Below are 12,264 nucleotides of genomic sequence, written 5' to 3' on the forward strand. Positions count from 1 at the left end.
GACGGCTGAGCGGCACCGGGCGGAGCCACCCGGGCGGGCGGGGGAGGGAACATGACCGTGACGGTCAGCCCTCCCGTTGCTGATTCTTTGGTCGAACATCAGCATCCCGAACATTTCTGCCCAGGAGGTCCGTGACGGTCTCACCACAACCTCAGTTGGGTGCCTCGACGACGGTCTCCCGCTTCCTTCCGCGTACGCGGTGTTGCGCCACCAGCCCGCCCCGCCGGGGTCGTGCGACCCCGGCGGGTGGTGCGGGTCTTACGGTCGGCTCCACGGGGCTTCGGAGCTTGCGCTCCCCGGTCTCCGGCCACTCCGGTACCGGTATTACTCATGCTCTGCGCCAGTTTGGCGAGGTTGCGTGCGGCGTTGACGTCCCGGTCCAACACCAGGGGACATTCGTCGCAGTCGAACACCCGGACGTGCAGGCCCAGCTTGGTTTTCACCGCGCCGCACCCCGAGCAGGTCTTGCTGCTGGCGAACCATCGGTCCGCCACGATCATTCGGCCACCGTTCCAGGTGGTCTTGTAGTCCAGCTGGCGGCGGATCCGCCCGAACCCGGCATCGGCGATGTGGCGGGCCAGACGCCGGTTCTTGATCATCCCGGCCACGTTCAGGTCCTCCACCACGACCGTCCCGTATTCGCGGGCCAGGCTGGTGGTGAGCTGGTGGATGGCGTCCTCGCGCAGGTTCGCCACCCGGTGGTGCACGCGGTTGCGTTCGATGTTGGCCTTGACCCACCGCTGTGACGGAGCCTGTCCGGTGCGCCGGTCCGGGCCTTGACGTCGTGACACCCGCCGGGACGCGTGGCGTAGACGCTGGAGCTCACCGTTCAGGTGGCGGGGGTTGGCCACGTGTCGTACCTGCCCGTCGGAGTCAGCGACCACCGCCAGAGCTTTGACGCCCAGATCGACTCCGGCCACCGACCGCGGGCGGGCCGGGGCACGTACAGCGCGTTCGATCTCGACCTGGAAGGAGACCTGCCAGCGGCCTCGTCGATGGGAGACCGTGGCGGACAGGATTCGGGCTGTGCCGTTGGCCAGACGGCGGTGGAGTTTTCGGGTGGACTCATGGGTGCGCACCCGCCCCACGACCGGCAACACCACGTGACGACGGGTGTCCTCACACCGGATGGCCCCGGTGGTGAACCGGCAGGCCAGTCGGGAGCGGTGTTTGGACTTGAAATTGGGGCGGCCCATGCGTGCCCCGGCACGTTCGCCGCGTTTGGACTTGGAGTAGGCGTCGAACGCTGCGGCCGCGCCTGCCAGACCGGTGTTGTAGGCCTCTTTGGAGTTGTCCGCCCACCAGTGAGCGAACCGAGGGTCGGTGTGTTTGGCGGCGTTGAACTCTTTGCGCAGGCTCGGTAGCGACCAAGCCCGCCAGGGGGTGAGTTCCTCCTCGGCAATGCCGTAGGAGGCTTCGGCCTTGCGTTGGTCCCAGACCGCCAGTACGTGGGAGATCGCCCAGTTGTAGGCGGCCCGGGAAGCCCCGCAGTGCGAGCGCAACCGTTGCTCGGTCTGGGCTGCGGGGTCCAAGGCGAACACGAACGCCTGAACCACCCACCCGGGGCGGGGCTCGAACCCCCGCTTGTCCCGCTTCTTCTCCGGCTTCGGCTGCTGCCCGGTGTGCTGTTCGATTGCCGTCTTCATAGAGTTCTCCCCCTCCCAGCGCTCATCGTTCAGGTGTTCGAGACCAAACGCTAGCGGGGTGGGCGGGGTCGTGTCCGCCGAATACGACAACCCGCCGACTTTTTCTGCTCGTGTAGACGGCCCATGCCTCAGACCCTGGACTCCACAGGCTTCCATGGTGGTGATCTGTGATTACAGAAATAAATGTTTGTCAATGAATCACGGAACAGCTCACAGGCTCGTCCCCTTTCCTGTGCGGCCTGGGAATCCTGCCGCGCCTACCCGGCCCTCTCGAGGACGCCTTCGCGGGCTGACGGCAGCGAAAAGGGGAAGGGCACCTCCGCGCCGAAGGAGTGTGGCGCGAAGGTGCCCGAGGGTCGGACCGGGGAGTGGACGGTCCTGGGGACAGCTCGGTAGGGACGGCTCAGCGGTGAGTGGTCAGCGCTGGCCCCAGGTGACGGAGGCGGCCGGGCCCACCCGGTTGGCGCCGGGCTCCCAGTCCGCGCTGCCGTCGGGTGAGACCTTGACCAGCTTCCACTCGGTGTCCGGCCCGATCGCGGCACTGCCGGACCACTGCGGGTAGGTGTCGGCCCCAGTGGTCAGCGCAGCGCCGTCAGCCGGGTTCCAGGAGCCCAGCTCGGAGGTGGAGCCGACGACGTGCACCTCCTGACCGAAGTAGGTGTGGACGGTCGCGGTGACGGTGACACGGTCGCCGCCGTTGCCGCCGCAGTCCTGCCCGCACTCGCCGCCCACGTGCAGCGCCAGGGCGCCGTCGGCGGGGACGGTCGCGGAGACCTGTCCGCCGGAGACGGTGGCACCGCCCGGTCCCGCGGCGTTGTCGTAGTCGCCGTCGGGCAGGGAGGTCGGAGCGTTCAGCTGCCAGGCCTGGCCCGAGGCGTTGAAGGCGGCGAAACCGCTCTCACCGCGGTCGAAGGCCACGCGGGACGATCCGTCCTGGGCGCGTTCGGTCAGGCCCGTGCCGCTCACCGCGTTACGGAAGGAGACCATGCCGCTGACAGCCTCGTCACGGTGCTCGCAGACCCAGTCCGAGCTGCTGCAGTCGCTGTCCTCGGTGATCCATCCGGCCGGGTTTCCGTCGACCTCGCCGATGTTGGGCGGGCCCTCGGTGTCGTTGCCCTGGAAGTCGTAGCTCGACATCACCACGGGGGTGCCGTAGGGGTGCGCGAGCATGAAGGCGGTGGCGAGGTAGTAGCGGTCGCCGTCCACGTAGGTGAGGGTCGGCTCGTAGCGCTGGGTGTCGTGGTTGTCGACGAAGACCACGGACTCGGCGGAGGTGAGTCCGCCGTGGTCCGGCATGTCGGTCAGCCCGGTGATGTCACCGTTGGCGAAGCCGGACGCGATGTCGCGCTTGTAGTCGAAGTTGGTGACCTGCCCGTAGGGCGTGTACGCGGTGTAGGGGACGGTCTGGTCTCCGTAGACCTCGTGGTAGACGTGCGGGGCGCCGCCGAAGCCGGGGACCTCGTCCAGGGCGTCGATGATGGCGCCCATGTCGTCCTCGGCGATGTGCTTGGAGGCGTCCACCCGGAAGCCGCCCACGCCCATGGCGATCAGCTCGTTCAGGTAACGGGTGATCTGGGCCCGGACGTGCGGGGAGCCGGTGTCCAGGTCGGCCAGGTCGAGGAGCTGGCAGTTCTGCACCTCCCACTTGTCGTCCCAGTTCTCGATGGTGTCGTAGCAGGGGGCGAAGTCCTCGTAGGAGTAGGCGGCCGAGCCGTCCCCGAACAGGTCCGGGTACTCGTACTGCTCCCACTCGGTCCCGGCGCTGCCGGTGCTGGTTTCCTCCTGCGGGCCGGTCATGTGGTTGATGACGGCGTCGACGTAGATCCGGACGCCGTTGTCGGCACAGGTGGCGACCATGTCCTCGAAGTCCTCGGCGGTGCCGCGCCGGGTGTTGTCGACCTGGTAGGAGACCGGCTGGTAGTCCTGCCACCAGGGATAGTTACCCCCTTCGGAGAAGGGGACGACCACGTGTTCCTGGGGCGGGGAGACCTGGACGCCGCCGTATCCGGCGGGGCCGAGGAAGTCGGCGCACTCGGCGGCGACGGAGTCCCAGTTCCACTGGAAGAGATGGACGATGGTGTCGGCCGCGCCTTCCTGGGCGACGGCGGGGGGTGCCTGGGCGGGTTCCTGGGGGGTCGCGGACGCGGGAACCGTTAGCAGGCCGGTTCCCAGCACCACGGCCCCGGCGAGGGCGCCGAGTCGGGCTGTTCTCATGAAGCGCTCCTTGGGGGGAGTCCTGAAGCGGGGCCGCACTGCCCCGCCGCATCATCTTGCAGAATTCGCAAGAGTTTGCGTGGAGGTGATGAAGGTAACAGAAGAACCTTCGATTGTGAACAGGTGTTGACCGGCGCGTTAAGTACCGAGGGCCACGCAACAGCGCCCTGACCTCAACGAAAGAACCTGCAAGAAATTCGAAACCACACCCCGGGCCGAGCGGCAACAGGCGACAGAAGACACCGGCGGTGAGAGGGCGACCCGTGCGGGCGGGTACGCCGACGTGGCGGGAGAGGACTACCAGAAGACCGCGACGCCGATGTTGACGATGGCGAGGACACCGGCGATGATCGCCAGGTTCTTGGCGGGCTTGCGCAGGTTCAGCACACCGACGACCACCACGCCCAGGCCGATGAGGAGCTTCACCGCGACCTTGATGTGGTTGATCTCGGCGGTGTCCGCCATCTCGGCGACGCCGACCAGCAGCAGGCCGGTGACGAACTGGAGCAGGGCGCTGTGCAGCAGGACCTTGGTCGACTTGAGGTTGTCGGTCATCAGCTGCATCAGGAAACCGGCGATGATGCCGGCCAGGCCGAGCATGTGCAGGAAGACGAGCGCGGAGTAAAGAATGTCCATGCCCGTAGACTACTACGCCCTGTAGTTGATAACCCTGTCTTACTGACGCCCTGACGTAACAAAACAGACAACCCACCCCGAACGCGCCCTCACGCCTTCCGGGCCGGTCCCCACTGCCGCCACAGCAACCAGACCAGCACCATCAACACTCCCACGCCCACCGCCCGCAGCACGCCGTCGCGGTCGACCAGTTCCCCCGCCCGCGAGAGCACCGTCTGGTCAGCGACCAGGAGGGTGTCACTCGCACAGGCCGAGGGCTCGGCGTCGCGGTCCAGCAGCAGGCAGGCGGTGCTCACCACCCGGACCCCCGCCTCGGCGTTCTCGGACACCCGGACCCGCACCGTGTAGACGGCCTCCCCGCCCTCGGGCACGTCCACCCGCCAGTTGGCGACCCCCTCCTCCACCAGCCCGCCCTGGTCGATCTCCAGCACCTCCAGGGGTTCGGGCACGTGCTGGGCGAGCAGCGCACCCTCCACCGGAGTCTCGCCGCCGTTGGCCACGGTCGCCTGGTAGACGACCTCCTCCCCCGGCAGCGGGGGCTGGTCCACCCCGAACAGCGCCAGCCCCACCGGGTCGCTGTCGGCGAGCCCCTCACCCCCGGAGAGCACACCGGGCAGCCCTCGTTCCGGATCGTCCTCGTCCGCGACGGCGGGGGCCGCGCACAACACGGCGGCGGCCAGACCGGCGAGGGCCCATCCGGACCTTCGCCCGAACCCTCCCCCGCGCCCGCCCGCGACCCGTCGACCAGTCCCACAAGCGACCAGAGTCATCCCACGCCTCCTTGAGGTTCACCCTGTGACACCTCAAGACAACTACGCGCCACCACCCGAGATCGCTCGGTGACACGCCCCCGACCAGAGGAACCTACGACGGAAACCCACCCTGAGCACGGCTGAACGGGTCTGAGACCGGATGCTTAGGCCGCACCTCACACGTCTTAGAAGTCTTAGGCACCGATTACCCGGATCCGTACGGAAAACCGGTGAATCCTTCCGATGTGCGAGGGACCCCCTTAGCCGGATCGTGGAGGACACAAGGGCGGGACACCGGTTCCGCCGCACAACCGAAGGACTCACCGTGTTCCACCTCGCACCACAGCACAGCAGCCGGGCCCTCTCCGAGCGGGCCGCCCAGCGCAGCGAACACCTCCACGCGGTCCGCGAGGCGCGGGCCGAGGCCCGCGCCCGCCGCCGGGCCGCACGCCAGGGCCGACGCTCCGACACGACCTGAGGGCGCGCGTCACGACAAGACCGCACCAACACCACCACGGGGGAACACCATGAGCTACGCCGACCTGCGCCTGGCCACCACGCACGCCCTGTACGACGAGCGCCTGCGCCAGGCCGAACTCAGCCGCCGTACCCGGCGCCTGCGCAACGAGGCGCGGGCCCGCCGTCGGGAAAACCAGGTGAGCTACCAACCACGGAGAGCATAATGGGCGATATGCCCCTCCTTTCGGACACCAGTCCCGTCTTCGTCGGCCGCCTGGACCATCTGCGGTTGCTGACCGAACAGGCCCACCGCGTACGGACCGGGCCTCCGGAGATGCTGCTGGTCGGAGGGGACGCCGGGGTCGGCAAGAGCCGCCTGGTCGCCGAGTTCGCCGCGACGCGACCGCCGGGCACGGTCTTCCTGGGAGCCTGCCTGCAACTGGGCGTGGACGGCCTGTCCTACGCGCCCTTCACCGCGGTGCTCCGTCAGATCCTGCGCGAGCGCGGCCGCCCCCCGTTCGAGTCGGCCGCCCCGGGCGGGATCGGCGAGTTCGCCCGGCTCCTGCCCGAGCTGGGCGAGCCGTCCGCGGACCGGAGGGAGAACCGCGGCATCCTCTTCGAACAGGTGCTGCGCCTGTTCGACCAGGTGGCGGGGGACGACGGGATCACGGTGGTGCTGGAGGACCTGCACTGGGCCGACGGCGCCACCCGGGACCTGCTGGTCTTCCTGGCCCGCAACCTGGACCGGCCGGGCACACAGATCGTGGCCACCTACCGCAGCGACGACCTGCACCGATCGCATCCGCTGCGCCGCCTCCTCCCCGAACTCGAACGCCTGCCCCGGGTGGGCCGGATCGTGCTGGAACCGCTCACCCGCGAGGAGGCGGGCCGCCAGGCCGCCGCCATCCGCGGTGAGGTTCTGGGGGAGGACGCGCTGAACACGCTCTACCAGCGCAGCGAGGGCGTGCCGCTGTTCGTGGAGGCGCTGGCCGCCGCCGACAGCTGTCCGGACGACGACGACCCCGACCTGCCGGACCACTTCCGCGACCTCTTCCTGGAGCCCCTGCACCGCTTCGACGAATCCGCCATGGCCGTCCTGCGGGTGGCCGCGGTAGGCGCTGTGGCCGACTCCATCGAGCACGAGTTCCTCTACCACGCGGCCGGTCTACCCGAACACGAACTGGAGGCCGCGCTGCACATGCTGGTGGACGCCAACGTGCTGCGCCCCGGGCGCACCGGCTACCGGTTCCGGCACGCGCTGCTGCGCGACGCCGTGCACGAGGAGATCCTGCCCGGCCCGCACGCGCGGCTGCACCTGCGCTTCGCCCAGCTCATCGACGAGTACCCCGCAGTCGTGCCCGTGGACCGCCGCGCCGCCGAGCAGGCCCACCACTACCAGGCAGCCCAGGACCTGCCCCGCGCCATGGAGGCCGCCTGGTGGGCGGCGGTCCAGGCCAAGAAGACGCTCGCCTTCGACGAGCGGCTGGACATGCTGGAGCGGGTCCTGGCGCTGTGGGACCGGGTGCCCGACCCCAGCAGCCGGGTGGAGGGGCTCAGCTGGGCCCAGGTGATCAGCCGGGCCGCCAACACGGCCATCTCCGCCAACCGCAACCGGCGCGCTTTGGAGCTGGTCGACGAGGCCCTGGCGACCCTTTCCGAGGACGCCACCGACAACGAGACCCTCACGATGCGGGCGGTCCTGCTGCGCCAGCGCGGCCAGGCCCGGGCCTATCACGTGCGCGACGGCGGGATCGGCGACCTGGTCCGGGCGCTGGAGCTGCACCCGCCGCACATGCCCGGGTACAGCCAGCTGCTGGCGATCCTGGCCCGCGAGTGCGCCCTGCTGCGCGAGGACCGCGCGGAGACTCTCGAACAAAAGCTCCTCCGGGAACTGGCCGACTCCGGCCGCGGACCGCGCGCACTGGCCGAGATGGCGATAGAGGCGGCCGACACCGACAGCCTCTCCGACGCCTGCGCGACCGCCGACGCCCGTATCACCCTGGGCGGGGCGTACATGCAGGAAGGCGACATCGGACGCGGGCGCCCGCTCATGGAGCAGGGCCTGACCGAGGCCAAGGAGCTGCGCCAACCCCACATGGAGGCGCGCGGGGCCGGAAACCTGGGCCACTTCCTGCGCGAGCTGGGCCACCACGAAGAAGGGATGCGGGTCCTGGACGAGTCCCTGGCCCGGCACGAGTCCCTGGGCTGGGCCCCGGCACGCAAGTCCTTCAACCACCAGAACCGCGCCGAGATCCTGCTGGAACTGGGCGACCTGCGCGGGACCAGGGAGATCTTCCGGCTCTACCTCAGCCGCGACCAGCGGGACGGCAAACACCTGCACTACATCCAGGCGGTGGAGGCCCGGGCCGCCGCGGCCATGGGTGACGCGGCCGCCGCCAGGGCCGCGGCGGGACCCAAGGGCGACCGCTCCCTCCTGGAGGCGCACCGGATGAACATCGTCCAGCTGAGGGCTATGGGCCTGCTGGACGCCGCCGTGGTCGAGGGGGATGTGGCCGAGGCGTTGGCACTCTCCCGGGACTTGTTGGAGAAGGTGGCCCTGGAGTGCGCGCCCGGGTACACCTGGCCGCTGCTGGAGCAGATGGCCGAGGCGGCCCGGCCGGGGTCGGAACAAGGGCGTGCGGAGCGGGGCCACGGGACGGACAACGCCGAGGCAGCCTGCCAGATCCGCGCGCTGATCGCCCGGACCGCGGGGAAGACACCCGTCGCCGGGCTGGTCCAACCGGCGCACTCGGCCTCGGTCACCGCCCTGCTCGCCGAGGGCGAGGGGGCCGCCACGGAACTGGCCGAGCTGTGGGCCGCGGCAGTACGGGCCTGGGAGCACACCCCGATGCGGCTGCACCTGGCCCGCGCACGGCTGCACGAGGCCGAGGCCCGGGTCGCCGCCGGTGAGCGGGAAGCGGCCGTGCTACTCACCAGCCAGGCGCACGAGACGGCCACCGAATGCGGCGCGGTCCCGCTGGCCCGGACCGCCGAGGACCTGGCCCGCCGACTGGGCACGGGGCTGTCCGGGGGGTCGGTGCCCCCGCCCGCCCCCGCCGGACTGACCGGCCGTGAGACGGAGGTGCTGCGGCTGCTGGCCTCCGGCGCCACCAACGCCGACATCGCCGCCGAGCTGTTCATCAGCCCCAAGACGGCCAGCGTGCACGTGTCCAACATCCTCGGCAAGCTGGCCGTCCCCAACCGCGCCACCGCCGGAGCCCGAGCCCGCGAATTCGGCCTGGCATGAGCGGCCTGGCCTTCTCGCCTCGCCCGAGGGCCTCCTCGACCCACCGGTCCGCCGGTCAGGGCTCGGGGACGACGGCTTCCACCACTCGGGTGACCAGGTCGTCCAGGGAGCCCTCGGCTGCCAGCACCCCGGGCAGGGTGAGGTGTTCGGTGACCAGCCGGTTCAGGGCGAGGTAGAGCAGGACCACGGTGTCCCTGGCGCCGGGCATGCCCTGTTCCTCGTGGAAGGCGATGTTGGCGTCCAGGTCCGCGCGGACGCGGGCGGTGAGGTCCGCGCGCAGTTCGGGGCGCCGGGTGGCCTCCAGCTGGAGTTCCAGGGTGGCCAGGTACACGTGGGGTTCGGCGGTCAGGCGCGTGACCGTGGCGCGCATGGCCTCGGTCAGGGCGGCCCGGTCACGGGGGCCGCTGATGACGGCGTCCCACTCCTGCTGCTCGGGCATGAAACGCTCGTAGGTGCGCACACCGGTCTGGGCGAGCAGGTCCTCGCGATTGGCGAAGTAGTTGGAGGCGGTGCCGACCGGTACCCCCGCGCGGGAGTCGACGGCGCGGAAGGTGAGTCCACGTGCGCCCTCCGCTGCGAGTGTCTCGATGGCGGCGTCCAGCAGCGCCGCGCGCCGCTCCGGGTTCTTGACCACGTGTTCCTCCCTCTCTCCGAGAAGCTCTGAAAACCCCTTGGCAAACCACTACATACGAAGTACTTTGCTTGAAGTACTTCAAGCATAGTGGTCAACTGGCCACGAAGACACTCTCGCGAGGAGACGCATGCGAACCCTCACCTACTTCGTCGCGGTCTCGCTCGACGGCTACGTCTGCGCGCCCGACGGATCCTTCGACTTCTTTCCCGTCGGCGACGCCAACGGAGACCTCGGGGACAACGGCGAGTTCCACCTGAACGAGTACCCGGAACTGCTCCCCGCCCCAGCCCGCAAAGCACTCGGCGTGGACGTGCACAACAAGCACTTCGACACCATGCTGCAGGGCCGGGGCTCCTACCAGGTCGGCCTCGACGAGGGGATGACCAGCCCCTACGGGCACATGCGCGAGTACGTCTTCTCCCGCACCCTGCCCCAGGGCATCGACCCGAACGTCACGGTGGTGGCCACCGACCCGCTGGAGACGGTTCGTGAACTCAAGAAGGAGGACGGACCGCTGGGCATCTGCATGGTCGGCGGGCCCAGCATCGCCGGACTCCTGCTGCCGGAGATCGACGAGCTCATGATCAAGCGCTACCCGGTCGTGGCCGGGCACGGAAAGCCCTTCTTCGAGGGCGCGGCCTTCGCCCCCGCCGAGTTCGAGCGGGTGGAGAGCCACGTCTTCGAGAAGGGTGCCGACTACACCCTCTTCCGCCGGCGCACCGCCGTCGCGACGTGACCCGGAACGCGCCGGGGGCCGTCGTACGCGCTCACACCGTCCAGCGGTTGGTGATGGGCAGACGGCGGTCCCGGCTGAGGTTGCGGGAACTGATCTTGGTACCGGGCGCGGTCTGGCGGCGCTTGTACTCGGCCCGGTCCACCAGCCGGATCACCCGACGCACCAGCTCGAGGTCGTACCCGGCGAAGACCAGCTCCGCCTCCCCCCGATCGGTGCCCACGTAGGCGTCCAGGACCGCGTCCAGCAACGCGTAGTCGGGCAGGGAGTCCGCGTCGAGCTGATCGGGGCGCAGCTCCGCGCTGGGCGGTTTGGTGATCGAGTTCTCCGGGATCGGCGGGGTGTGCCCCTGCCGGGCCGCCTCGGCGTTGCGCCACAGCGCCAGCTCCCACACCAGCGTCTTCCAGCAGTCCTTGATCGGGGCGAACCCGCCCACCGAGTCGCCGTACAGCGTGGAGTAGCCGGTGGCGGCCTCGCTCTTGTTACCGGTGGCCAGCACCAGATGGCCCTCCTGGTTGGACAGCGCCATGAGCAGCGTGCCGCGCACCCGCGCCTGGAGGTTCTCCGCGGCGAGCCCGCTCAACGGAGCGTCAGCACCCGCCGCCGCATGCTCGAAGGCCTCGACCACCGGGGCGATCGGCACCGTGCGGGCCGCGAAACCCTGGCGTTGGGCCAGGTCCTGCGCGTCAGCGACCGAGTGCCCACTGGAGTAGGTGCTGGGCAGCAGGATCCCGTGCACCCGCTCCGGGCCCAGAGCGTCCACGGCGACGGTCGCGACCAGGGCCGAGTCGATACCCCCGGAGATCCCCAGGACCGCCGAGGCGAACCCGTTCTTGGCCGCGTAGTCGCGCAGGCCCACCACCAGCGCGCGGTAGACCTCCCCGACGTCGGAAAGCGGATCCGGGCGCGGGGTGACGGTGTTGCGCCCGGGCTCACGGGACTCCTCTTCGCAGGGCTCCGCGGGTACGGCGGACAGCGTGCGCCGGACGACCCGCAGACCGTCCACCACCTCGCCGTCACCGGCGCCGTCCCTGGTCTGCGCGGCCTCCGCCAGGTCCAGGTCGGCGACCAGCAGAGCGTCCTCGAACTGCGGAGCACGCGCCACCAGCTCGCCCTCGGCGTCCACCACCAGGGAGTCGCCCTCGAAGACCAGGTCGTCCTGACCGCCGACCATGTTCACGTAGGCCACGGCCGCGCCGGTCTCACGGGCGCGGCGCGAGCAGAGTTCGAGGCGCACGTCGTCCTTGTGCCGCTCATAGGGCGAGCCGTTCAGCGTGACCAGCAGACCGGCCCTCGCCGCACGCGTCGCGGTGACCGGACCGCCGTCCTGCCACAGGTCCTCGCAGACGGCCAGGGCCACGTCCACCCCGCGCACCCGGATCACCGGCAGGGTGTCACCGGGCACGAAGTTGCGGTACTCGTCGAAGACCCCGTAGTTGGGCAGATGGTGCTTGGCGGAGGTGAGCTCGACACGGCCCCCGTGCAACACGGCGACCGCGTTCTGCGGCGCCCCGGAGGGCTGGCCGTACCGCTCACCCGGGCCTTCTCTCCGGGAGAGGAATCCCACCACCACCGGCAGCTCGCCCATCCCCGCTTCGGCCAGATCGGTGGCCAGCGCCCGGGTGGCCCGCACAGACGCCGACACGAACGAGTCGCGCAGGGCCAGGTCCTCGACCGGGTAACCGGTGACGATCATCTCCGGCAGCACCACCAGGTGGGCCCCCGCCGCCGTGGCTCGCCGGGCGGAGTCCACCACGAGCCGACCGTTTCCCTCCAGGTCACCCACGGTGGGGTTGACCTGGGCCAGTGCGATTCTCAGCTGTGCCACGGGCCGAGCGTATCCACCGATTGTTTCCGGGGCGTGTTACATCACCGATCCGGCACGACGAATCCGGCCCGGGATGGCCCGAAACCCCTGCGCCAGAGGTCATAATGCGTGTGCG

The 12,264-nt window shown here is 70.0% G+C and carries 10 protein-coding genes; 4 read left to right on the forward strand and 6 right to left on the reverse strand.

The features are described 5' to 3' along the window. Nucleotides 1-140 precede the first annotated feature (140 nt). The 4 genes from tnpB to NE857_RS23810 form a co-directional block, all read right to left on the reverse strand. Complete coding sequence (tnpB, locus tag NE857_RS23795) at nucleotides 141-1,646, reverse strand: IS607 family element RNA-guided endonuclease TnpB (RefSeq protein WP_254417721.1); 1,506 nt, start codon at nucleotides 1,644-1,646, stop codon at nucleotides 141-143. Nucleotides 1,647-2,063: 417 nt separating this feature from the next. Further along, nucleotides 2,064-3,860, reverse strand: a complete 1,797-nt coding sequence (locus NE857_RS23800; protein ID WP_254417722.1) for a carbohydrate-binding module family 20 domain-containing protein — start codon at nucleotides 3,858-3,860, stop codon at nucleotides 2,064-2,066. A 297-nt stretch (nucleotides 3,861-4,157) separates the two neighbouring features. Continuing rightward, complete coding sequence (locus NE857_RS23805) at nucleotides 4,158-4,496, reverse strand: hypothetical protein (protein WP_254417723.1); 339 nt, start codon at nucleotides 4,494-4,496, stop codon at nucleotides 4,158-4,160. Nucleotides 4,497-4,585: 89 nt separating this feature from the next. Next, nucleotides 4,586-5,266 carry a COG1361 family protein gene (locus tag NE857_RS23810; RefSeq protein WP_254417724.1) on the reverse strand — a complete coding sequence of 227 codons (681 nt, stop codon included), beginning with the start codon at nucleotides 5,264-5,266 and terminating at the stop codon, nucleotides 4,586-4,588. A gap of 307 nt (nucleotides 5,267-5,573) precedes the next feature. Here NE857_RS23810 and NE857_RS23815 point away from each other — a divergent pair, with 307 nt between their 5' ends. From NE857_RS23815 to NE857_RS23825, 3 genes are read left to right on the forward strand one after another with little or no spacing between them, the layout of a single operon-like run. Then, a complete protein-coding gene (locus NE857_RS23815) occupies nucleotides 5,574-5,726 on the forward strand; it encodes a hypothetical protein (protein ID WP_254417725.1) in 153 nt (50 codons plus the stop codon). A gap of 49 nt (nucleotides 5,727-5,775) precedes the next feature. Next, nucleotides 5,776-5,931 carry a hypothetical protein gene (locus NE857_RS23820; RefSeq protein ID WP_017581623.1) on the forward strand — a complete coding sequence of 52 codons (156 nt, stop codon included), beginning with the start codon at nucleotides 5,776-5,778 and terminating at the stop codon, nucleotides 5,929-5,931. Then, nucleotides 5,931-8,954: a helix-turn-helix transcriptional regulator gene (locus NE857_RS23825; protein ID WP_254417726.1), complete on the forward strand. Its 3,024-nt coding sequence runs from the start codon at nucleotides 5,931-5,933 to the stop codon at nucleotides 8,952-8,954. Before NE857_RS23820 ends, NE857_RS23825 begins: the two co-directional genes overlap by 1 nt. A 55-nt stretch (nucleotides 8,955-9,009) precedes the next feature. Here NE857_RS23825 and NE857_RS23830 read toward each other — a convergent pair whose 3' ends face one another. Continuing rightward, nucleotides 9,010-9,588: a TetR/AcrR family transcriptional regulator gene (locus NE857_RS23830; RefSeq protein ID WP_254417727.1), complete on the reverse strand. Its 579-nt coding sequence runs from the start codon at nucleotides 9,586-9,588 to the stop codon at nucleotides 9,010-9,012. Between the two features lie 127 nt (nucleotides 9,589-9,715). Here NE857_RS23830 and NE857_RS23835 point away from each other — a divergent pair, with 127 nt between their 5' ends. After that, nucleotides 9,716-10,324 (forward strand): dihydrofolate reductase family protein, encoded by a 609-nt coding sequence (locus NE857_RS23835; RefSeq protein WP_254417728.1) that lies wholly within the window; start codon nucleotides 9,716-9,718, stop codon nucleotides 10,322-10,324. Nucleotides 10,325-10,355: 31 nt separating this feature from the next. On the opposite strand, the gene NE857_RS23840 is transcribed toward NE857_RS23835, so the two are convergent. Then, on the reverse strand, nucleotides 10,356-12,149 hold the full coding sequence (locus NE857_RS23840) for an NAD+ synthase (RefSeq protein WP_254417729.1): 1,794 nt from the start codon (nucleotides 12,147-12,149) through the stop codon (nucleotides 10,356-10,358). Nucleotides 12,150-12,264 lie beyond the last annotated feature (115 nt).

This window comes from Nocardiopsis exhalans (assembly GCF_024134545.1).
In the GTDB taxonomy this organism is placed as follows: domain Bacteria; phylum Actinomycetota; class Actinomycetes; order Streptosporangiales; family Streptosporangiaceae; genus Nocardiopsis; species Nocardiopsis exhalans.